This is a genomic window from Cellulomonas alba, from assembly GCF_030362835.1.
Lineage (GTDB): Bacteria > Actinomycetota > Actinomycetes > Actinomycetales > Cellulomonadaceae > Cellulomonas > Cellulomonas alba.
In genome coordinates, this window is sequence record NZ_JAUCGQ010000001.1 from 682281 (window position 1) to 703752 (window position 21472).

At 74.1% G+C, this 21472-nt stretch carries 25 protein-coding genes; 7 read left to right on the forward strand and 18 right to left on the reverse strand.

Features of this window, described 5'->3' with window-relative positions:
- Positions 1-34: 34 nt before the first annotated feature.
- Together ppk2 and QRT04_RS03040 are read right to left on the reverse strand one after the other, a co-directional pair.
- Positions 35-964 carry a polyphosphate kinase 2 gene (gene ppk2, locus QRT04_RS03035; protein ID WP_289453412.1) on the reverse strand — a complete coding sequence of 310 codons (930 nt, stop codon included), beginning with the start codon at positions 962-964 and terminating at the stop codon, positions 35-37.
- Between the two features lie 12 nt (positions 965-976).
- Positions 977-1237: a three-helix bundle dimerization domain-containing protein gene (locus QRT04_RS03040; protein WP_289453413.1), complete on the reverse strand. Its 261-nt coding sequence runs from the start codon at positions 1235-1237 to the stop codon at positions 977-979.
- 110 nt (positions 1238-1347) lie between these two features.
- On the opposite strand from QRT04_RS03040, the gene QRT04_RS03045 reads away from it, so the two are divergent.
- The 4 genes from QRT04_RS03045 to QRT04_RS03060 are packed head-to-tail and all read left to right on the forward strand — an operon-like array spanning position 1348 to position 4761.
- Entirely contained in the window at positions 1348-1947 is a 600-nt protein-coding gene (locus QRT04_RS03045) for a TetR/AcrR family transcriptional regulator (RefSeq protein WP_289453414.1), read from the forward strand.
- Positions 1948-2003: 56 nt separating this feature from the next.
- Positions 2004-3053, forward strand: a complete 1050-nt coding sequence (locus QRT04_RS03050) for an ABC transporter permease (RefSeq protein WP_289455689.1) — start codon at positions 2004-2006, stop codon at positions 3051-3053.
- Entirely contained in the window at positions 3050-3877 is an 828-nt protein-coding gene (locus QRT04_RS03055; protein WP_289453415.1) for an ATP-binding cassette domain-containing protein, read from the forward strand. Before QRT04_RS03050 ends, QRT04_RS03055 begins: the two co-directional genes overlap by 4 nt.
- Positions 3874-4761, forward strand: a complete 888-nt coding sequence (locus tag QRT04_RS03060; RefSeq protein WP_289453416.1) for an ABC transporter ATP-binding protein — start codon at positions 3874-3876, stop codon at positions 4759-4761. The genes QRT04_RS03055 and QRT04_RS03060 overlap by 4 nt, the downstream gene beginning before the upstream one ends.
- Here the strand turns inward: QRT04_RS03060 and QRT04_RS03065 are convergent.
- The 5 genes from QRT04_RS03065 to QRT04_RS03085 form a co-directional block, all read right to left on the reverse strand.
- Complete coding sequence (locus QRT04_RS03065) at positions 4754-6397, reverse strand: Ig-like domain repeat protein (protein WP_289453417.1); 1644 nt, start codon at positions 6395-6397, stop codon at positions 4754-4756. The genes QRT04_RS03060 and QRT04_RS03065 overlap by 8 nt on opposite strands.
- A gap of 121 nt (positions 6398-6518) precedes the next feature.
- Positions 6519-6842, reverse strand: coding sequence for a YciI family protein (locus QRT04_RS03070; RefSeq protein ID WP_289453418.1), 324 nt, complete (start codon positions 6840-6842; stop codon positions 6519-6521).
- Between the two features lie 40 nt (positions 6843-6882).
- Positions 6883-7503: a dihydrofolate reductase family protein gene (locus QRT04_RS03075; RefSeq protein WP_289453419.1), complete on the reverse strand. Its 621-nt coding sequence runs from the start codon at positions 7501-7503 to the stop codon at positions 6883-6885.
- A 42-nt stretch (positions 7504-7545) separates the two neighbouring features.
- The gene (locus QRT04_RS03080) at positions 7546-8091 is read right to left on the reverse strand and encodes a GNAT family N-acetyltransferase (RefSeq protein WP_289453420.1); all 546 of its coding nucleotides are present in this window, start codon (positions 8089-8091) and stop codon (positions 7546-7548) included.
- Positions 8088-8456, reverse strand: coding sequence for an ArsR/SmtB family transcription factor (locus QRT04_RS03085; RefSeq protein WP_289453421.1), 369 nt, complete (start codon positions 8454-8456; stop codon positions 8088-8090). The genes QRT04_RS03080 and QRT04_RS03085 overlap by 4 nt, the downstream gene beginning before the upstream one ends.
- Before the next feature lie 104 nt (positions 8457-8560).
- On the opposite strand from QRT04_RS03085, the gene arsM reads away from it, so the two are divergent.
- Complete coding sequence (arsM, locus tag QRT04_RS03090; protein WP_289453422.1) at positions 8561-9307, forward strand: arsenite methyltransferase; 747 nt, start codon at positions 8561-8563, stop codon at positions 9305-9307.
- Between the two features lies 1 nt (position 9308).
- Positions 9309-9542 (forward strand): hypothetical protein, encoded by a 234-nt coding sequence (locus tag QRT04_RS03095; RefSeq protein WP_289453423.1) that lies wholly within the window; start codon positions 9309-9311, stop codon positions 9540-9542.
- 58 nt (positions 9543-9600) lie between these two features.
- Here QRT04_RS03095 and QRT04_RS03100 read toward each other — a convergent pair whose 3' ends face one another.
- Positions 9601-10020 (reverse strand): arsenate reductase ArsC, encoded by a 420-nt coding sequence (locus QRT04_RS03100; RefSeq protein WP_289453425.1) that lies wholly within the window; start codon positions 10018-10020, stop codon positions 9601-9603.
- Between the two features lie 46 nt (positions 10021-10066).
- On the opposite strand from QRT04_RS03100, the gene QRT04_RS03105 reads away from it, so the two are divergent.
- Entirely contained in the window at positions 10067-10732 is a 666-nt protein-coding gene (locus tag QRT04_RS03105; protein WP_289453426.1) for an arsenate reductase/protein-tyrosine-phosphatase family protein, read from the forward strand.
- Here the strand turns inward: QRT04_RS03105 and QRT04_RS03110 are convergent.
- The 10 genes from QRT04_RS03110 to QRT04_RS03155 all read right to left on the reverse strand — a co-directional run bounded on the left by QRT04_RS03110 (position 10704) and on the right by QRT04_RS03155 (position 21372).
- On the reverse strand, positions 10704-11117 hold the full coding sequence (locus QRT04_RS03110; RefSeq protein WP_289453428.1) for a hypothetical protein: 414 nt from the start codon (positions 11115-11117) through the stop codon (positions 10704-10706). The two genes, QRT04_RS03105 and QRT04_RS03110, sit on opposite strands and share 29 nt — an antisense overlap.
- Positions 11118-11251: 134 nt before the next feature.
- Complete coding sequence (locus QRT04_RS03115) at positions 11252-12703, reverse strand: amidase (protein ID WP_289453429.1); 1452 nt, start codon at positions 12701-12703, stop codon at positions 11252-11254.
- Positions 12700-14481 carry an allophanate hydrolase gene (atzF, locus tag QRT04_RS03120; RefSeq protein WP_289453431.1) on the reverse strand — a complete coding sequence of 594 codons (1782 nt, stop codon included), beginning with the start codon at positions 14479-14481 and terminating at the stop codon, positions 12700-12702. The genes QRT04_RS03115 and atzF overlap by 4 nt, the downstream gene beginning before the upstream one ends.
- A gap of 6 nt (positions 14482-14487) precedes the next feature.
- Positions 14488-15210 carry a GntR family transcriptional regulator gene (locus tag QRT04_RS03125; protein ID WP_289453433.1) on the reverse strand — a complete coding sequence of 241 codons (723 nt, stop codon included), beginning with the start codon at positions 15208-15210 and terminating at the stop codon, positions 14488-14490.
- On the reverse strand, positions 15203-15895 hold the full coding sequence (gene biuH, locus QRT04_RS03130) for a biuret amidohydrolase (RefSeq protein ID WP_289453435.1): 693 nt from the start codon (positions 15893-15895) through the stop codon (positions 15203-15205). Before biuH ends, QRT04_RS03125 begins: the two co-directional genes overlap by 8 nt.
- Positions 15896-15921: 26 nt before the next feature.
- A complete protein-coding gene (locus QRT04_RS03135; protein ID WP_289453436.1) occupies positions 15922-16482 on the reverse strand; it encodes an isochorismatase family protein in 561 nt (186 codons plus the stop codon).
- 5 nt (positions 16483-16487) lie between these two features.
- Entirely contained in the window at positions 16488-17654 is a 1167-nt protein-coding gene (locus QRT04_RS03140; protein WP_289453437.1) for a BMP family ABC transporter substrate-binding protein, read from the reverse strand.
- Positions 17655-17783: 129 nt separating this feature from the next.
- A complete protein-coding gene (locus QRT04_RS03145) occupies positions 17784-18695 on the reverse strand; it encodes an ABC transporter permease (protein WP_289453439.1) in 912 nt (303 codons plus the stop codon).
- Complete coding sequence (locus QRT04_RS03150) at positions 18695-19789, reverse strand: ABC transporter permease (RefSeq protein WP_289453441.1); 1095 nt, start codon at positions 19787-19789, stop codon at positions 18695-18697. Before QRT04_RS03150 ends, QRT04_RS03145 begins: the two co-directional genes overlap by 1 nt.
- The gene (locus QRT04_RS03155) at positions 19786-21372 is read right to left on the reverse strand and encodes an ABC transporter ATP-binding protein (protein ID WP_289453443.1); all 1587 of its coding nucleotides are present in this window, start codon (positions 21370-21372) and stop codon (positions 19786-19788) included. Before QRT04_RS03155 ends, QRT04_RS03150 begins: the two co-directional genes overlap by 4 nt.
- Positions 21373-21472: the final 100 nt, after the last annotated feature.

The window sequence follows — 21472 nt, forward strand, 5'->3', positions numbered from 1 at the left end:
CACACGCACCTGCCGGGAGTGCCCACCGCCCGCCTCAGTCGCCGATCGTGTCGCGTGCTCGCTGCACGATCAGCGGGTCCACCTCGCCGACGACGTCCGCGCTCTTGCCCTCGTACGAGAACTGGCTCAGGAAGTACCGCATCGCGTTGAGCCGCGCGCGCTTCTTGTCGTTGCTGCGGATCACGATCCACGGCGCGTGGTCGGTGTCCGTCCCGGCGAACATCGCCTCCTTCGCCGCGGAGTAGTCGTCCCAGCGCCCGAGCGACTCGAGGTCCATCGGCGAGAGCTTCCAGCGCCGCACGGGGTCGATCTGGCGGATCGCGAACCGGGTGCGCTGCTCGCGCCGCGTCACCGAGCACCAGAACTTCGTCAGGTGGGTGCCGTCGTCGACCACGAGCCGCTCGAACTCGGGCGCCTGGCGCATGAACGTCGCGTACTCGTCGTCGGTGCAGAACCCCATGACGCGCTCGACGCCCGCGCGGTTGTACCAGGAGCGGTCGAACAGCACGATCTCGCCCGCCGTCGGGAAGCGCTCGACGTACCGCTGGAAGTACCACTGACCCTGCTCGGTGCTGGTCGGCGTGGCGAGCGCCACGACGCGGGCCGCGCGCGGGTTCAGGTGCTCCATGAACCGCTTGATCGTGCCGCCCTTGCCCGCCGCGTCGCGTCCCTCGAACACGACGACGTGCCGCTCGCCGTTGTCCTGCGCCCAGTACTGCAGCTTGAGCAGCTCGATCTGCAGCCGGTACTTGAGCTCCTCGTACTCGTCGCGCTCCATGAGCTCGTCGTACGGGTAGTCCTCGCGCCACGTCTCGACGGCCTTGCCGCCCGGGTCGATGAGCATCGGGTCGGCGCCCTCTCCCCCGGCGACCGTGTACCCCTCGGCGACGAGCCTGTCGATGTACTCGCGCAGGTTCTCGTCGGGGTCGGGCTCGACGCGCTCGAGGTCGGGTGCCGTGTCCATCGCGTCGTCCGTTCAGGCGGAGTTGAGCGGTCCGTCGCCCGCGGGCGCGTCGGCCGGGCCGTCGGGGGCGACCGGGACGTGCTGCTCGCGGAGCCGGTCGCTCACGGCGCTCTCGACGAGCACGGGGACGAAGTCACGCACCGTCGCGTCGTCGAAGCCCGCCAGCTCCGCCGCGACGGCCGCGCGGATCTGTCCGCTGTCCGCATCGGGGAAGCGGTCGGACAGCCGCGCGACGACCGCGTCGATCTCGCGGGACTCGTCGTCCAGGGTCATGACACGACGATCACCCGCGGCCGCGCGGCCCGCAAACGCGCCGCCGGGACCGATCGCCTGGGCGCCCGCGCCGCCACGCCACGGGCCTCTAGCCTTCTATCGTTCGCCGTGTGACGACCAAGGAATCGCCGACGCGCCGCGGCCGGGGCTCGGCCGCGCCCGGCGTGACGCGCGACGCGCTGCTCACCTCCGCACGGGACGAGTTCGCGCGCGTCGGGTACGGCGCCGCGACGGTGCGCGCGATCGCGGCGGGCGCCGGCGTGGACCCCGCGCTCGTCATGCACTACTTCGGCACCAAGGAGGCGCTGTTCGTCGCCACGCTGCAGAAGGCGGGCGGCGTGCGGGAGCGGATCGCCGCGGCGTTCGAGGGGCCGCCGGACATGGTCCCGCGCCAGCTCGTCACGGCGTACCTGGACCTGTGGGAGGACCCGGAGACGGCTCCGACCCTGGTCAGCGTGGTGCGCTCGGCGCTGACGAACCCGGTCGCGGCCGACGCGGTGCGGCACATCCTCGAGGTCGACCTCATCGCCGGCGCGGGCCGCCGCCTGCCCCCGGAGCGCGTCAACCTCGCGGGGGCGCAGCTGTTCGGCGTCGCGATCGCACGGTACGTGCTGCGCACGGACCCGCTCGCGACGCTCGACCGGGCGACGCTCACGGAGCTGCTCGCCGACCAGCTCGGTGGCCTCCTCGCCGCACCGGCCGCGCGGTAATTCAACACCTGTTGACCCGGCCGCCCCGCACCCCTAGCGTGCGAGGCGTGAAGGCGATGATCGTCAAGGAGTTCCGCGAGCTCGTCCGCGACCGGCGCACCGTCGGCCTCCTCGTCGGGCTGCCGCTGATCCTGCTGGTCGTGTTCGGGTACGCCGCCAACTTCTACGTCGACCACGTGCACGCGGCGGTCGTGGGGCCGCAGGCCGAGCAGGTGGCAGCGGCGCTGCCCGACTTCTTCGACGTGACGACCGTCGACCCCGCGGGGACCGAGCAGCACGCGCGCGACCTGCTGCGCGACAACCGGGTCGACGTCGCGTTCGTCGCCGACACCGACGTGACGGCGCTCGTCGACGGCTCCAACCTGTTCGCCGCCCAGTCGATCGTCGGCGCGCTGAACGGCATGGGCGACACGGTCAGCACCGAGGTCCTCTACAACCCGGACCTGACGACGTCCTGGGTGATGATCCCGGCGATCATCGGCCTGATCCTCACGTTCATCGGCACGATCGTGACGAGCATCGGCCTGGTCCGCGAGCGCGAGGCGGGCACGCTCGAGCAGCTCGCCGTCATGCCGATCAAGCCGAGCACCGTGATCCTCGGCAAGATCACGCCCTACTTCATCGTCGCGTCGATCGACATGGTCGTCGTGACCGTGCTCGGCATGCTGCTGTTCGACGTGCCGTTCAACGGCAACGTGCTGACGTTCGCGCTCGGCGCGGCGATCTTCCTGTTCGTCGTGCTCGGCATCGGCGTGTTCATCTCGACGATCTCGCAGACGGCGGGCCAGGCGATCCAGACGGCGTTCTTCTTCCTGCTCCCGCAGATCCTGCTGTCCGGCATGATCTTCCCGCTCGACGCCATGGCCCCCGGCGTGCGCTGGATCGGGTACCTGCTGCCCCTGACGTACTTCACGATGATCTCGCAGGGCGTCATGCTCCGCGGTGCCGGCATCGACTCGCTCTGGCCCGCGTTCCTCGTGCTCGCCGTGATGGCGACCGTGGTCTTCACGGCCGCGACCCTGCGGTTCCGCCGCGACCTCGCGCCCGAGCGCCGGCCCCGCCGGCGCGGCACGCACGCCGGGGCGACGAGCGGCGGTGCGGCGTGAGCTTCGGCCTCGACGCCGTGACCGTCTCGTTCGGTGCCACGCGCGCGCTCCGGGACGTCAGCGTCGAGGTGGCGGCCGGCACGGTGGTCGCCGTGGTCGGCGGCGACGGCGCGGGCAAGACCACGCTGCTGCGCACGCTCGTGCGCGAGGTCGCGCCCGACTCCGGCACCGTCAGCGCTCCCCCGAAGGCCGATCTCGGGTTCCTGCCCGCGTCCTCGGGCAGCTGGGCGGCGCTGACCGTCGCGCAGAACGTCGACTTCGCGGGCGGCGTCTACGGCCTCGCCGGTCCCGAGCTCGACGCCCGGCGCGCGGCGCTGCTCGACGCCGCCGGGCTGACGGATGCCGCCGACCGGCTCGCCTCGCAGCTGTCGGGCGGCATGCGGCGCAAGCTCGGGTTCCTCATGGCGATCGTGCACACGCCCGAGCTCGTGGTGCTGGACGAGCCGAGCACGGGCGTCGACCCCGTGAGCCGGGTGGACCTGTGGCGCCTCGTCTCGGAGACCGCCGCCGCGGGCGCGGCCGTCATCATGTCGACGACCTACCTCGACGAGGCGGAGCGCGCGGGGCACCTCGTCGTGCTCGACGACGGGCACGTGCTCGTCCAGGGCTCGTACGACGAGGTGCGGGCGGCCTTCGCCGGGGTCGTGACGCGCGCCGACGCGGCGGTGCGGCCGGCGTGGTCCTGGCGGCGCGGGCGCGACCGGCACGAGTACTGGCCCGACGGCGACGCACCGGCCGGCCGCGACGTCGTCGAGCCGGACCTCGAGGACATCGTCATCGCGCTCTCGCTGTCCCGGCGCGCGGACACGGTGGTGGCGGGATGACCGGGGTCGCGCTCGAGGCCCACGCCGTCACGCGACGGTTCGGCGCCTTCACCGCCGTGGACACGGTCTCGTTGCAGGTCTCACCCGGCGAGGTCGTCGGGCTGCTCGGCGCCAACGGCGCTGGCAAGACCACGCTCATGCGCATGCTCCTCGGCCTGCTGCCCGCCAGCGAGGGCCGGGTCGACATGCTCGGCGGGCCGCCCAACCGCGAGCGCCGCCGCCGCGTCGGCTACGTGCCGCAGAACCTCGGCCTCTACCGCGACATGACGCTGGCCGAGAACCTCGACTTCGTCTGCGGCACGTACGGCACCCCGCTGCCGGCGGTGCCCGCCGAGCTGGTGCGCTACGCCGACGTGCTGGTGGCGGCGATGCCCCTGGGGGCGCAGCGACAGGCCGCGTTCCTGGCGGCGCTGTCGCACGGACCCGAGCTCGTGCTGCTCGACGAGCCGACGTCCGGCGTCGACGCGCTCGCGCGGGCGGCCCTGTGGGACACGATCCGCGCGCAGTCGGACGCGGGCGTCGGGGTCCTCGTGACGACGCACTACATGCAGGAGGCCCAGCAGTGCGACCGGCTGCTGCTGATGGCGCGCGGCCGCCTCGTGGGCCAGGGCAGCGAGGCGGACCTCATCGGCGACACCCGCGCGCTCGCCGTCCGCACGGACGACTGGGCGGCGACGTTCGCGGCACTCAATGCCGCGCAGGTGCCGGTGATCCTCGACGGCCGCGCGGTGCGCGTCGCCGACACCGACGCCGACGACGTCCGCCGCATCCTGGAGCAGGCGGGCCTCGCCGCCACCGTGACCGCCGTACCCGCCACCATCGAGGAGCGCATGCTCGTGCTCGCGCGGGGCGCCGACCGGGACGGAGCGCGGTCGGTCAGCTGACCAGCCGCGCGCCCGAGACGGCCCGGCGGTGGTCCGCGTCGCCCGCATAGACCACGACGAGCCGCCCGTGGCCGAGCGCCCGCGACGTCCGGACGGTCGCCGACGACCAGCCCGCGTGCTCGACCACCTCGACGCGGGCGGAGACGTACCGCGACCCGAGCTTGACCCGCACCACGCCGGCAGCCGGCGCCGACGCGCCGGGGTACACGCGGACCCGGAGCGTCGCCGGCCGCCCCGCGACGAGTGCCGTGTGCGCCACGACGCGCACGCGCGGAACCGCCTTCGCCACGCGGACGCTCGCGGTCGCCGTGGACGTCCGGAACCGCTCGTCGCCGACGAGGACGGCCGTGATGGCGTAGCTGCCGGCGTGCAGGGCTCCGGCGGGGAACGTGTACCGGGCGCTCCCCGCGGTGACGGGCACCCGGCCGACGAGCACGCCGTCCCGGTACACCCGCGCCCAGCCGGACACCGCGCCCGCGGGCGAGGTGACGGCCAACCGCACCGTCACGGGCGCGCCGTACCGGGCGGTCCCCACGGAGACGTCCGTCCGCGTGGCGCACGGACCCGGCGCCGGCGCCACCTGCTGCGTGCGGACCACGACGCGCGCCGACGCCGGGCCGATCGCGACCACCTGGACCGACACGCCGGCCGCGACGTCCGACCACACGTCCCCGGCGTGCAGCGCCTGCTCGTACACGCCGCAGGCGAGCGGCGCGAGCGTCGTGACCTGCCGTGTCGTGTCGAGGCGGTAGACGCGGACGCCTCCCCCGGCCGAGACCGGCACGCCGCCGAGCGTCACGTCGCCCGTGTGCCACCGCGTGAAGGACGCGTCAGCGTCGACGCCGGCCCCCGGACGGTACTCCACGTAGCCGGTCGACCCGTCGCCCAGCGGGAACCGCACGCCACGTGCGCCGTCCCCGGCGAAGGAGGCGGGCGCGAGGTCGACGGTCCGCGTCCCGGCGGTGGTCGGGTCGACGGGGAGGACCGCAGCCGCGGCGCCCGGCACGCCGAGCAGCTCCTGGAACGCGAGGTCGAGCGAGGGCAGCGTCCCGGCGTAGATGCCCGCCATCGGGCTGTACGGCGCCTCGTAGTCGAGCTCCGTGGGCGGGGCACCCGTCTCGACCTCGAGGTTCGAGTGCATCAGGCCGAAGTTGTGCCCGAGCTCGTGCGCCACCGACCGCGCGCCGCCCGCGACGACCTGGACCGCGCCCGACGACGCGAACCCGGTCCCCTCGGTCCCGTAGCCGGCCCACCCGTACGCGCACCCCGCCGGCGACGCCACGACCACGTGGTTCCCGGTGCCGTGCCCGAAGTCGACGTCCGGGAACAGGGCCTCGGCCTCGTCCCAGAGCCGCTCCGGGCCGACCGAGCACGAGTCGTTCAGCGCGAGGGTCGCCGCACCGGCGACGTCCGCGACGTCGATCGCGCCCCGCGCCTCGCGTGCCCAGTACGCGATCGCCTCACGCGTCCAGTCGACGGCGGTGCCGAGCGGGACGCTCGCCGTGCCCGGGTCGGCCACGGTCACGACGTAGGCGTGGAGGGGGACGGGTGACGCCGCGGCGTCGGCACCGGTGGCGTCCGCGGCCGCAGCGCTCGAGGTCGCGGCCAGCGACAGGACCGCGACCACGAGGGCCACACCACCGACCCGGCGCACCACCGACCCCGCCTCTGGGGGTGGCAGCGCTCCGCTGCGCTGCCGATGGTGGCGACCCTGTCATCGATTCGGACATATCACCACAAAGTCACCCGACTGGGCGCTACGCGAACGGCCTGACCTCGACCTTCCGGTCGCAGACGCGCGAGGCCTCGGCGCCCAGCCTGAGCGCCACGTCGAGATCGGGCGCCTCCCAGACCCAGACGCCCGCGAGGTACTCCTTCGACTCGACGAAGGGCCCGTCGCTGACGATGGGCCGGTCGCCGCGGTTGTCGACGACGACCGCCGCGTCGGTGTCCGCGAGGCCTCCGGCGAAGACCCAGTAGCCCTCGGCGACCAGCCGCTCGTTGAACGCGCTGATGGCCGGCCGCCGGTCCGGGCTGCCGGGGTTCTCCCTGTCGTCGATCACCGAGACCAGGAACTGCATCGGTCGCTCATCTCCCGTCTGCCGAGGTGGGGTGCGGCGGTCAGGCACGCGACGCGGTCGCGTACCGCCGAGGACGCGTCGTGGGCCGGTAGACCTGCGTCGCGACGCCCCTCGTGTCGACGCGCCACTCGACGAGCTCGAGCGCCTGGTCCGGACCGTCGTCGGGGAAGAGTCTCGTCCCCTGGCCGAGGATGACCGGCACCACGATCAACGTCAGCTCGTCGACGAGGTCGTGCTCGAGCAGCCACCGGACCAGCGCGCCGCTGCCGTGCACCTGGAGCTCGCCGCCCGGCTTGCCCTTGAGCTCGGCGACTGCGCCCGCGAGATCCCCGCCGAGCACGGTGGTGTCCGCCCAGCCCGGCGCGGTGAGCGTCGTCGAGGCGACGTACTTGGGCGCGTCCTGCAACGCGACGCCGATGGGGTGCGTGCGCATCTCGGCGACGGTTCCCCACGAGCGGGCGAACAGCTCGTACGTGCGCCGGCCGAACAGGAACGCCTCGGCCTGCTGGTAGGTGTCCGTGATGAACGCGCGGGTGTCGTCGTCACCCGCGCCCAGCGCCCACCCGCCGCGCTCGAAGCCGTTCCTGGGGTCGTCGGACGTCGCGCCGTTGCCCTGCATCACGCCGTCGATCGTCAGCTGGGTCATGGTCGTCAGCTTCATGCTCGCGTCCCTCCGCTGTCGCGCCGCACCTCGTGGGCGGTCTCACAGCTCCGACGAACGCGCCGCGCCCGATCCGACATCGCCGGCGCGCCGTTCGAGCAGGACCACGTCGCGCCACCGCCCCGCGAGCGGCCCGTGCGTCATCAGGCCGAGCCGCTCGCGCGTGCCGACGACGCGGAAGCCCGCGGCGGCATGCAGGCCGAGGCTCGCCACGTTCTCGGGGAACACGCCGCCCTGCACCGTCCAGACGCCCCCGGCGTCGGTGCTCGCGAGCAGGGCGTCGACGAGCAGGCGCCCGACGCCTCGACCGCGCGCCGCCGGGTCGACGTACACGGACAGCTCGACGACGCCCGCGTACACGCACCGCTCGGAGACCGGCGACACCGCGACCCAGCCGACCACCGCGCCGTCGGCGTCGAGCGCGACGAACCGGTGCTGGGGCAGCTTGCCTGCGTCGAACTCCTGCCACGTGGGGACGGCGTCGGCGAACGTCGCGTGGCCCGTGGCGATGCCGGCCGCGTAGATCCGCGCGACGTCGGGCCAGTGCTCCGACGCGAGCGGCACCACCGTGACGTCGCCCGTCGTCATGCCGGGTGGACCTGCAGATGTCGCCCGAGGTGGTTCGTGACCGCCTCGACGGCGCCCGGCACGATCGTGAAGTAGGCCCAGACGCCGCGCTTCTCGCGCGTCACCAGCCCGGCCTCGGCGAGCTGCTTGAGGTGGTGCGAGACCGTCGGCTGGCTCAGCCCGACCGGCTCGGTGAGGTCGCACACGCATGCCTCGCCGCCCTCGTGCGCCGCGATCAGCGACAGCAGCCGGAGCCGCGTCGGGTCCGCGAGCGCCTTGAGCGTGCGCGCGAGGCTCTGGGCGTCGTCCTCGCTGATGGCCGGGCTCGTCACGGGCGTGCAGCAGGCGCCGGACGCAGCGACGACGGGCAGCAGATCGAATGCCATCTGACCATCGTGCAGCAAACATTCACGTCTGTCTATGTTGACAACCATCGATGCCTCGGTTCATGCTCGCCACGTATTGATCAGTGTCGATGAATGGAGCGGAGATGTCGGACATCCGGGAGCAGGTGCGCGAGCGCTACGCGCTGGCGGCGATCCAGGTCGGTGGCGACGCGGGCTGCTGCGGAGGCGGGGGCTGCGGGCCGACTGGCGAGGCCGAGACGTTCGGCGCGGCCCTCTACGACGCGAGCGACCTCGCCGACGTGCCGCTCGAGGCACAGCTCGTCTCGCTCGGCTGCGGGAACCCGCTGGCGGTCGCCCAGCTGCGCGAGGGCGAGCGCGTGCTGGACCTCGGGTCGGGCGGCGGGATCGACGTCCTGCTGTCCGCGAAGCGCGTCGGTCCGACGGGCTTCGTGCACGGCGTCGACATGACCGACGAGATGCTCGCGCTGGCCCGCGCGAACGCCGAGCGGGCCGGCGCGACGAACGTCGAGTTCCACCAGGGCACGATCGAGGACCTGCCGCTCCCCGACGCGTCGGTCGACGTCGTCATCTCCAACTGCGTCGTCAACCTCTCGCCCGACAAGCCGGCGGTGCTGTCCGAGGTCTACCGCGTGCTCGTGCCGGGCGGCCGAGTCGGCATCTCGGACGTCGTCGCCGAGGACCACCTCAGCCCCGAGCAGCGGGCCCAGCGCGGCTCCTACGTCGGCTGCATCGCGGGCGCGCTCTCCCGCCAGGAGTACCTCGACGGGCTCGCCGCGGCCGGCTTCGCCGACGCCGAGGTGACCTTCACCCACCCCGTCGCCGACGGGATGCACGGCGCGATCGTGCGCGCGACGAAGCCGGAGGCCTGAGATGCACCCCGACCTGTACGCCGTGCTGCACGCGCAGCGCGAGCGAGAGCTCGAGCAGCGTCTCGCCCGGGCGCTCGTCCTGCGCGAGCGGACGGGAGTCGCACCGCACGAGAGCCCGGCGGGCCGGCGGTCGCTCGCGCTCCGATGGGCCACGACGACCCGCTCCGTGCGCGAGGCGGTGGGCCAGCTCCGGCCTCGGCCTGCCGCGGAGTGCTGCCCGGCCGCCGGCTGCTGACCCACGCGAGGGGTCGACGCCCGGTCCGGGCGCCGACCCTCGCGGGGTGCGCACACCGTCACGCGGTCGCCGGCACGACCCCCAGCTCGTCGAGCAGCCCGAGGACCCGCGTGCGGATCTCGTCCCGGATCGGCCGCACGGCCTCGATGCCCTGTCCCGCCGGGTCGTCCAGCTCCCAGTCCTCGTACCGCGTGCCGGGGAAGATCGGGCACGCGTCACCGCAGCCCATGGTCACGACGACGTCGGACGCCTGCACGGCCTCGGCGGTGAGGACCTTCGGCTGCTCGCCGGCGAGGTCGATCCCGAGCTCGGCCATCGCCTGGACCGCGACGGGGTTGACCCGGTCGGCCGGCATCGACCCGGCGGACCGGACCTCGACGGCGCCACCGGACAGGACGGTCAGGAAGCCTGCGGCCATCTGCGAGCGACCGGCGTTGTGCACGCACACGAACAGGACGCTGGGCTGGTCGGCTGTCATGGCGACATGTTGACCTCCGCGCACTCACTCAGTCAACATTGACTCAATGAACGCCGAGTGGACAGACGGGCTGCGCCGCCGGGCCGAGCTCCACAGCGCACTCTCGGACCCCGGCCGCCTCGCCGTCGTCGAGCTCCTGGCGCGGGGCGACGCCTCACCGTCCGAGCTGTCCGCCGCCCTCTCGATGCCGTCCAACCTCCTCGCGCACCACGTGAGCGTCCTGGTCGAGCACGGCCTCGTCGCGCGCACGCGGTCCGAGGGAGACCGGCGCCGCACCTACCTGCGCCTGCTCGCGCACGAGCTCGAGCCGGTGACGAGCGCACTCCCCCGGCCCGACCGCGTCCTGTTCGTCTGCACCGCGAACTCCGCGCGCTCGCACCTGGCCGTCGCCCTGTGGCGTCGGGCCAGCACGGTCCCTGCGGCCTCCGCCGGCACGCACCCCGCGGCCAGGATCGCGCCGGGTGCCGCCGCCGCGGCGCGCCGTCACGGCCTCGACCTCCTCGACGCCCGACCCCGGCAGCTCGACGCCGTGCGCCAGGCCGGTGACCTCGTCGTCACCGTGTGCGACCGCGCGCACGAGGAGGTCGGCCGCGCCGCGGACGTCCACTGGTCGGTCCCGGACCCCGTCCCTTCGGGCAGCGCGGCCGCGTTCGACCGCGCGGTCGCCGAGCTCGACCGCCGCGTCACGGATCTGGCGCCACGGCTCGTCTGACGTGGTCCGCGAGCTCGAGCCGGACGACCAGCGGCGTTCCGCTGGGGACCTGGCCGGCGAGCGAGTCGAGGAGCGTCGACGTGTCGGGTAGCGGACCAGGCACCCGGACGTCGACCTCGATGGTCGACCCGCTGAAGGACACCTGCGTGAGGACGGCACCCTCGACCCCCGCGAGCCACGCCTCCGCGGCGCGCTCGACGCGTTGGTCGATGACCGCGACCGCGTAGACGAACGCGGTGTTGATCGCCAGCGGCAGGGCGACGAGCGCGAAGACGAGACCGATCTGCGGGGTGCCGTCACGGGCCCCGCCGGTCTGGCCGCCCTCGCGCTCCTCGTGCTCGGCGGCGCCCTGGTGCTGGCGGCGCGGCGCGCCGGCCGGACGCACTGAGCCGTCAACGACGCGGCCTCGCGGGGCGCGACGTGGTCCCGGGCCGAGCGCCACGAAGCCAGCGCCGGTGTCGGGTCTCGCGGCGTGCCGCCGTCGCGGCGCCGACGAGCCCGAGCACACGGAACCGACGGCTACAGGACGGGACGCACGCGGTGCACCCCGAGGATCGACTCGAGCCGGTCCCCCAGCGCCAGCAGGCGGCGGTCGGACCCGAGCGGCCCCGCCAGCTGCATCCCGTACGGCAGGCCGCTCGTCGTGAAGCCGGCGGGCAGCGCGAGCACCGGGTGAGCGGTCAGGGCGAGGCGCGTGGCCAGCGCCTGCCAGTCGTAGTACCGCTCCAGGGGTGAGCCGTCGACCTCCCAGACCGAGGTAGCCTCCGCCGGCGGCGCGACGACGGGCGTCGTCGGTGCCACGAGCGCGTCGAAGCCCACGAGGGCCGCGGCTGTGCGGGCGTAGAGCGTGTACCTCAGGTGCTTGGCGTAGCCGAGCTGGCCCGGCTCCAGCGCCGTCGCCTCCCGGACGTTGCGGACCATCTCCGCGCCGTACAAGTCCGGGCGCGCCAGCACCTGCGGGCCGCCCCAGCCCATGAGGTCGAACTTCTCGATGACGGGCCAGGCGAAGTCGGCCTCGGAGAGGTCGAGCGCGACGTCGACGACCTCGACGCCGGCGCCCTCGAGGAGCGCACGGGTCGCCGCCATCGCGGCACGCATCTCCGCCGAGACGGGCACGCCGCCCAGGTCGTCGCTCCACGCCAGCCGGACGGGCGCGTCGCCCCACGCCCCGGTCTCGACGGGCGCCGTCGGCGTGCTCCACCACGAGGTCGGGTTTGCCGGGTCGGCGCCCGACATGCCCGCGAGCAGCAGCGCCGCGTCGCGCGAGTCGCGTGCCATCGGCCCCTGCACGGCGTGCGGGTCCCAGCAGTTCGCGTGGCCCTTGCCCGGCACGACGCCCAGCGTCGTGCGCAGCCCGACGACGTTGCAGAACGCCGCGGGCACGCGGATCGAGCCGCCCGAGTCGGACCCGTCGGAGAACGGCAGCAGGTCCGCCGCGACGGCCGCCGCCCCACCCGTCGAGCCGCCCGAGTGCCGGTCGAGGTCGTACGGGTTGCGGGTCACGCCGAAGACCTCGTTGTGCGCAAGCGCGCCGACGCCGTACTCCGCGGCATTCGTCTTGCCGACGACGATCGCGCCGGCGGCGCGCATCCGCGCCACGAACGGGGCGTCGAGCTCGGCGGGCGGCGCGTCGGCGAACGCGCGCGAGCCGAGCGTGGTCCGCAGCCCGGCGGCGTCGGAGAGGTCCTTCACGGCGACGGGCAGGCCGTGCAGCACGCCGATCGGCTCGCCCGCGAGCCGCCGCGCGTCCGCCCGGTCCGCCTCGGCGAGCGCCGCCTCCGCGGGGAGCCTCGAGACGACCGCGTTGATCCGCGGGTTCAGCTCGTCGATGCGGTCGAGGAACGCGCCGACGACCTCGCGCGCCGAGACGTCACCTGCGTGCAGGGCACGGTGCAGCGACGTGGCCGACCACGTGGTCAGCGGGCCGGACGTGTCGTCGGCGTGCCGGACGACGGTCGGGGTCAGGCTCATCGGGCGGTCCTCTCGTCGGGCTGCTCGGCAAGCGCGGCCAGGTAGGCGCGCCATCCGCCGTGGTGGGTGATGTCCTCGCCGACCGGCCGGGCGCAGCCGAAGCCGACGACCGTGCGGCCGTCGGCGAGCTCGACGGGGCCGAGCGTCATCGGTGCGCGCAGCCCGGCCAGGAACGTGCCGAGCCCCGCGGGCGGAACGCGCCACAGCTCGCCCGCGAGCGCGGCGCCGGGCGCCGCCTCGTGGACGCCGGGCCGGGCGGGCGACCCGGGCAGCGCGACCATCCGGTAGCGCGGCGCGGTGCTGACCTGCTCGACGAACCGCGCGCCGGCGGCCTCGAGCTCACCGTGGAGCGGCAGACCCGCCATGTGCGCCCCGAAGACCACGAGGTCGACGCCGACGCCGGGCAGCGGCTCGGGAACGGACTCGCCGGTGAACCGCGCGGCCACGTCGATCGCCACCTGGTCGTCGAACGCGCGCGCGACGACCGTCACGCCGAACAGCCCCCCGTCGACGACGCCCGGCTCGCCGTCCGGCCCGAGGGCCGGGACGCTCACGGCGGCCAGGTCGAGCAGGTTGACGAAGTTGGTGAACGTGCCGAGGCGCGAGTTCACGCCGACCGGGTCGGCCTCGACCTCCGCGATCGTCGGGTGGCACGGCGCGGTCGGCAGCAGGAGCACGTCGCACCCGCTCAGGGCCTCCGCCGCCTCGAGCCGGTACGCGAGCACGCGCTGCTGGTCGCGGACCAGGTCCGCGGCCGTCACGCCGCGCGCGCGGTCCACGATCCCCGCCACGACCGGGTCCACGCCCGTCGTCGCCGCCTCGACCGCCGCGCCGAACGACGCGTAGCGCTCGGCGACCAGCGCGCCGTCGTAGAGCAGCCGTGCGCACGCGAGCATGGCCGAGATGTCGACGCCACGTGTCCGAGCGCCGCCCGCGACGAGCCGGTCGACCTGCGCATGGAACGCGACGAGCGCCGCGGGGCTGAGGAGCTCGAGCTGGTCGTCGGGCGGCACGCCCACCACCGGCGCGGCCGGCGCCGCGAGGCGCACGTCGTCCGGCCACGTGCGCGAATGGGGGTCGGCCGGGTCGGGGCCGGCGACGATGCGCGTCGTGGCGACCGCGAGCGCCAGGGTCGGCGCCAGCACGGTCGTCGCGTCGTACGACGGGCACGCCGGGACGACGCCCGCGGTCGGAACGAGACCGAGGGTCGTCTTGATGCCGACGATCCCGTTCAGAGCGGCGGGCACGCGCCCCGAACCCGCGGTGTCGGTCGCGAGCGCGAAGTCGACGACCCCGAGCGCGGTCACGACCGCCGATCCCGACGAGGAACCGCCCGAGACCCGCTCGGGGAACCGCGCGCCGCGGACCACGCCGTACGGACTTCGGGTGCCGACGAGCCCGGTAGCGAACTGGTCGAGGTTCGTCTTGCCCAGCACCACGGCACCGGCGTCCACGAGCCGGCGCACGGCGGTCGCGCTGACCTCGGGCACGTAGGCGTACGTCGGGCTGGCGGCGGTCGTCGGCAGGCCGGCCACGTCGATGTTGTCCTTGACGGCGAACACGGTGCCGGCCAGCGGCAGCGAGCGCCCGGCCGCGAGCGCGGCGTCCACCTCGTCGGCGTCTCGCAGCGCGTCGTCCACGGCGCGGAGCGTGATCCAGGCCTCCGGCCGGCCGACCTCGGCGAGCCGCGCGTAGGCCCGCTCGACGCGCTCACGGGCGGTTCCGGGGACACGGGGGTCTCGCGCCGGGGCGGCAGCACCGGCGTCGCGGGTCGTCACGCGCCGCTACCGGGTGAGGACCAGGTTCGCGGCGGAGAGCACGCGCGCGGCCCGCTCGGTGACCACGTCGCGCGACGCGCCGATGTGCGCGTGCAGCGCGTCGAGGGCCTGGCGCAACGAGCCGGACAGCACCTTCTCGGCGATCTCGATGTGCTCGTCCACGGTCGCCTCCATGCGGTCCTCGGTGAGGTAGTCGTACATGCGCACCGGCCGGATCTGCCGGTTCACCGTCGTGAGGGCGTCCGACATCGCGCCGTTGCCCGCCGAGCGCAGCAGCGTCGTGTGGAACGCCTCGTCCGTCACCACGAAGCGGGCCGAGGGCTCCGGCCGGCGGTCGCGCATCTCGTACCAGCGGACCAGCTCGGGCTCGAGCACCGCCCGGTCGTGGTGCAGCGTCGGGTCCTCGACCGCGCGCTGGATCCCGCGCAGCTCGAGCGTGATGCGCAGCTCGTACAGCTCGACGAGGCCCTCGAGGCTGGGCACGTGGAGGTAGAGCCCGCCGTCGCGCTTCTCGACGAGGCCGTCCGAGCGCAGGCGGGCGAGCGCCTCGCGGACCGGCGTCCGCGAGGTCTCGAAGCGTTCGGCCAGCCGGACCTCGCCCAGCCGCTCGAACGGGCTCAGCGTCCCGTCGAGCAGCGCGTCGCGGAGCGCGAGGTAGACCTTGTCCCGCTGCGAGCGGGGCGCGTCCGCGTCGAGGTCGGTCCGGCCGGCCGAGGAACCACTACTCACCGTCGAGCACCTCCAGCAGAGCCTGCGAGGTCGCGACCGACCCGAAGACGCCGCCCTGCATCGTCACCATCTTGAGGGCTGCGAGGTAGTTCCCGTAGTCGGTGGCGCCGGTGCAGTCGGACAGCAGCAGGCACTCGTAGCCGCGGTCGTTCGCGTCCCGCATCGTCGTGTGCACGCAGACGTCGGTGGTGATGCCGGTGAGCACGATGTGCGTGATCCCCCGCGTGCGCAGCAGCAGGTCGAGGTCGGTCGCGTAGAACGCGCCCTTGCCGGGCTTGTCGATGACGAGCTCGCCGTCGGCGGCCGCCATCTCGGGCACGAGCTCCCAGCCGGGCTCGCCGCGCACCAAGATCCGCCCGCACGGCCCGGACGAGCCGATCGCGGCGCCGATCTGCGCCGAGCGCCACGCCTTGTTGGACGGCAGGTCCGAGAGGTCCGGGCGGTGCCCCTCGCGGGTGTGCACGATCGTGAAGCCGGCGCGACGTGCCGCCGCCAGCACGCGCGACGACGGCTCGAGGCCCGCCCGCGTCAGCGAGAGGTCGTAGCCCATCGTGTCGACGTAGCCGCCGGGGCCGCAGAAGTCGACCTGCCAGTCGATGTTGATGAGGGCGGTGCGCGCGGGGTCGATGGTGCCGTCGTACGGCCAGGCGTACGGGTCGGCCTCGACCGCGGGAAAGGTCGTCATGTGCTCGTCCTCGTTCTCGTGCGGGATCAGGAGTGGGGGACGCCGCCGAGCGCGGCGACGACGGGTCCCGTCGCCACGACCGCGCCGAAGATGCCTCCGGAGAAGCGGATGCTCGACAACGCGGCCGGCGCGAGCGCCGCGTCCCACGGCTCGCACGCGTCGGCGACCGTCGCGCACTCGTAGCCCCGGTCGTTGGCCGCGCGCAGCGTCGAGTGCACGCCGGTCTCGAGCCAACGGCCGGTCACCAGGAGCGTGGTCCGGCCGAGCCGCCGGAGCACGGCGTCGAGCGGCGAGCCGTCGAACCCGTTCCAGCCGGGCGCCGCGACCGTGACGTCGCCGGGCTCGACGACGGGCGGTGGGCCGTCGGGGACGGCGCCGGCCCGCGGGGGCCCGGCCGGCGCCGTCCCGACGTCGACGTGCACGACCGGGCAGCCCGCACCCCTGGCGGCCGCGGCGACGCGCGCCGCCGCCCGGCCCGCCAGGCCGCCTCCTGCGGACCCGGCGCTCGCGATCGCGAGCACCGCCCAGGAGGCGACGTCGGCGCCGTCGTACGGCCAGGGGTACGGCTCGCTGCCCAGCACGTGCACGCCGGTCAGCCGTTCGACTTCGGCAGCTCGCCGACGACGCCCTTGACGAGGCAGCTCCACGAGTTGACCTCTTCGTAGGTCGCCTTGTGGCCGGCCGGGACCAGGACCGTTCCGTCCTGGCAGGAGATCGGCCCGACGAACGGCGACGCGTCGGGCTTCTTGAGCGCCTCCTCGGCGGCCTCGATCTTGGACTTGACCTCGGCGCTCACGGACGAGCCGATCGACGCGAGCTCGATGGGGTTGTTCCCCTTCGCGAACGAGCCCACCCAGTTGGCGTTGTACTCGCTGCCCTTGAAGGTCCCGCCCTGGACCGCCTTGATCTCGTTCTCGTACAGCGGCGCCCAGTTCCAGGCCGAGCCGGTCAGCCAGCCCTCCGGGTACAGCGACTGCGCGTCGTAGTGGTAGCCGACGAACTTCTTGCCCGCCGTCTTGACCGCCTGCAGGATCGTCGCCTGGCAGTCCTGGTGGTCGGAGATCACGTCGACGCCCTGGCCGATCAGCGAGCTCACGGCCTGCTTCTGCTTGACGGGGTCGCACCAGCTCGACGTGGTCTCGACGTACGTCGTCGCGGTCGGGTCGACCTGCTGCGCACCGAGCTCGAACCCGTTGATGTTCGCCAGCGTCTGCGCGATCGGGAACGCGTAGATGAAGCCGAGCTTGTGGCTCTGCGTCGCGCCGCCGGCCGCCATGCCGCCCAGGCTCACCGGGTCGTAGGACTCGCCCCAGTAGGTGCCGAAGTTGGCCGGGAAGGCCGACGTCACGAAGCCGCCCTGGTGCAGGACGACGACGTCGGGGTGGGACTCGGCGAACTTCTGCGCGTAGGGCAGGTAGCCGTAGCTGGTCGCGAAGATGACCTTCGCGCCCTTGTCGACCATCGCCTGCATCGTCTGCGTGACGTTGCTGTTCTCGGGGATCTGCTCGGCCGTCAGGACCTTGATGCCGAGGTCCTTCTTGACCTTCTCCGCCGCGTCGGCGACGGCCTCGTTGTAGCCGGCGTCCTTGGTCGAGCCGACCATGACGAACCCGGCGGTGAACGACGAGCCGGTGCTCGAGCCGGACGAGCCGGACGTGCCCGACGAGCCGGTGCCCGACGACGCGCACGCGCCCAGGGCGGCGATGCTGGTCGCGAGCCCGACGGCGCCGGCGGCGCGCAGGAAGCTCCTCTTGATCACGGATGTGCCTCTCTCTCGGGGTGGGGAGGACGTGCTCGGGAAGGCGTGCGGTCGGAGGGACGGGGCCGGACGGGTGGGTTGGAGGGGTAGGCCGGAGGGGTAGGTCGGAGGGGTGGGCCGGAGGGCGCGTCAGAGCGACGATCCGATGGCCGCACGCAGCGACTCGGGGCCCCACCACCGACCGCGCGCCGAGGTGAGGACGAGCGCGAGCACGGTGAGCACGTACGGCAGGACGTCGAGCACGTACTGGTTGACGGCGACGCCGTGCGCCTGGACGACCGTCCCGGCCGCGAGCGCGAACCCGAACAGGTACGAGCCGGCCATCGTCCAGACGGGGCTCCACCGCGCGAACGAGACGATCGCCACGGCGACGAACCCGTAGCCGTTCGTCATGCCGTCGCTCCAGTTGCCGACCGATCCGAGGGTCAGCGCCACGCCGCCCAGACCGGCGAGCGCGCCACCGGTGACGACGGCGACCATCCGGGTCAGCTGGGGCCGACGGCCCGCGGCGAGCACGACCTCGGGCCGCTCCCCCGTCGCGCAGAGCACGAGCCCGGCCCGGGTGCGGTGGACGACCCACCACGTCAGCGGCACGAGCACGTAGCCGAGGTAGACGAGCGGCGACTGGTCGAACAGCGCGGTGCCGACCACCGGCAGGTCGGCCAGGAACGGGATGCGGATCGGGGCCATCGGGTCGACGACCTCGCCGTAGAACCCGGCGCCGACCACGGACGTCACGCCCAGCACGAGGAACCAGACGACGAGGCCGCTGGCGAGCTGGTTCGCGCGCCACCGGACCACGGCGACGGCGTGCACCAGCCCGGCGACCGCCCCGGCGGCGACGCCGGCGGCGAGGCCCAGCGGCAGGCTGCCGGTGCCGAGCGCCACGCCGACCCCCGTCATGGCGCCCGCGAGCATCCCGCCCTCGGTGCCGAGATTGATGACCCCGCTGCGCTCCGACACGAGCTCTCCGAGCGCGGGGAACAGCAGGACCGTGCCGACGCTCAGCGCGCCGACGAGCATCTGCTCGAACGCGTCCATCAGGCGAACTCCTCCTTCCGGCGCCCGGCGACGAAGAGCGTCGTCAGGACGATGAGACCGAGCAGGACGTTGACCGTGCTGCCGGGCAGCCCCTCGGTGAGCTGGAGGCCGTTGCCGCTGTTCGCGATCGCGCTGAACAGCACCGCCGAGCCGAGCACCGCGAACGGCTTGTTGCCGCCGACGAACGCGGCGAGGAACGCGACGTACCCGAACGAGGCCGTCATGCCCGGCCGCAGCGCCCCCTCGACGCTCATGAGGTTGAGCGCACCGCCGAGCCCCGCGAGCAGGCCGCCCGCTGCCATCGAGCCGAGGAGCAGCCGCCGCACGGGCAGGCCCGAGCGGCGCGCGGCCTCGACGTTGCCGCCGGCGACCCGCAGCGCGAATCCCCAGCCCGTCCGCGTGAGCAGGAACCAGACCACGACGACGACCAGGAGGGTCAGCGGCACGGCCCAGGTGAGGTCGAGCGAGCCGATCTTCGGGAGCATCTGCTCGGGCGCGAGCGGCCGCGTCTGCGGCAGGCTGCCGGCGCCGCCGTCGCGCCAGACCTCGTAGATCGCGTAGAGCATCACGTCGGCGGCGATGAAGTTGAAGAACAGCGTCGTCACGGACTCCGACGCGCCGAGCCGCACGCGGAGCCAGCCGCAGATGCCGCACCAGACCGCACCCGCGAGCGCGCCCGCGAGCGCGATCAGCGTCCAGCCCACGAGCCCGCCGCGGCCGTGCAGCCCGAGCCCGACGCCGATCGCGGCAACCGAGCCGATCATGATCTGGCCCTCGCCGCCGACGTTGACAAGTCCGGCGCGCGCCGGGACGGTGCACGCGAGCGCCGCGAGCACGATCGGGACCGACCGGATGAGCGTCTGCTGCAGCGTCTGCCAGTCGAGCACCGACGAGTTCAGCATCGTGCTGAACAGCGTCGACGCGTTGGCACCCTGGGCCACCGCGAAGGCGGCGAACACCAGCAGGCAGACGGCGTACGCGGCGACGGCGAGCACCGCGCGGTGCCACCAAGGGCGGCCGAGGTAGTCCTCCGGCGCGGGGCGGGTCGCCCGGCCGGCCGTGCGGGCCTTGACGGGCTCGTCGACGACGCTCATGCGGCCACCCCCTCACCGAGGTCACTGGTCATCAGGGCTCCCAGCTGCTCGCGCGTCGCGGACGCCGCCGACACCATCCCGGCGACGTGGCCGCCGCTCAGCACGGCGACGCGGTCGCTGAGCGCGAGCAGCTCGTCGAGGTCCTCGGACACGAGCACGACGGCGGCGCCGCGCGCCCGGGCGTCGAGGATCAGCTCGTGCGTGCGGGCGGCCGTCAGCACGTCGAGCCCGCGCGTGGGGTACGACGCGACGACGAGCCGCGCGTCGCCCGTGAGCGCGAGCGTGAGCATGACGCGCTGGACGTTGCCGCCGGACAGGCGGTCGAGCCGGCGGCGCGGCTCGGCGGTGCGCAGGCCGGCCTCGGCGTCGCGCCCGGCGAACCGCCGCATCGCTGCCCGGACGTCGAACCGCTTGCCCGTGGTGGTGGCCGAGTCCCAGAGGGCGGCGTGCTGGCCGATCGTGAGCGTCCGCACCACGAACTGCCGGCTCGGGTGCGGCACGACGTCGACGACCCCGGCGCGCCGGAACGCGAGTGGGCTGGTGAGCGGCTCGCCGCCGACCCGGACCTCGCCGGCGGACGCCGTGACGGCGCCGACCAGCAGGTCGACGAGCTCCGCCTGGCCGTTCCCGGCCACTCCGGCGACGCCGAGGATCTCGCCGGCCGCGACCTCGAGGTCCACGCCCGCGAGCGCACGGCTCCCGTCGGGCCGCTCGATGTCGACCGCCCGCACGGACAGCACCGACGGCGCGTCGGGCGGCACCGCCGCGGTGCCCGCGCCCACCGCCGGCTCGTCGGACGGCGCACCGGTGACGGGGTCGACGCCGCGGTCGCGGCGGCTGACCGCCGTGACGCTGCGTCCGACCATCGCCTGCACGAGCTCGTCGTCGGAGAGCGACGCCGGGTCGGCGTCGGCGAGCACCGTGCGCCCCCCGCGCAGCACCGTGACGCGGTCGGCGATCTGCCGGACCTCGCCGATCTTGTGCGCGATGAGCACCACGCCGACCCCGCGCGCGGCGAGTCGCCGGACCACGCTGAACAGCGCGCCGACCTCCTGCGGCGTGAGCACGCTGGTCGGCTCGTCGAGGATCAGCAGCCGCGCGCCGGCGAGCAGCACCTTGAGCAGCTCGACGCGCTGCCACTCGCCGATGGAGAGGTCGCGCACGCGGGCCGTGGGGTCGACCTCGAGGCCGTACTCGAGCGACGCCGCGGCGATCCGGTCCTGGATGGCGCGCCGGTGCAGCACGCGCGCCGTGTCGGGCAGCTGGAGGGCGACGTTCTCCCAGACGGTCAGCGCCGGGACCAGCCGCAGGTCCTGGAACACCATGCCGACGCCGAGGTCGCGGGCCACGGCGGGCGAGGCGATGTCCACCTCGGCGCCGTCGACCACGAAGCGGCCGCCGTCAGGCCGGTGGATGCCGTAGAGCGCCTTGACCAGCGTGCTCTTCCCGGCGCCGTTCTCGCCCAGCAGGCAGTGGACCTCGCCCGCGCGGACGGTGAAGCTCACGTCGTCGTTGGCGACGAGGCTGCCGAACTGCTTCGTCAGGCCCTCGACGGCGAGCAGAGGGACGGTCCCGCCCGTCATGCGCGGGACTCCCCGAATGCTGCATCCAGAGATGCATACGCGGTTGTATACACACTCGTGGTCGCGTCTCCCAGGGACGCGAAGGGGGTGGCCATGCGAG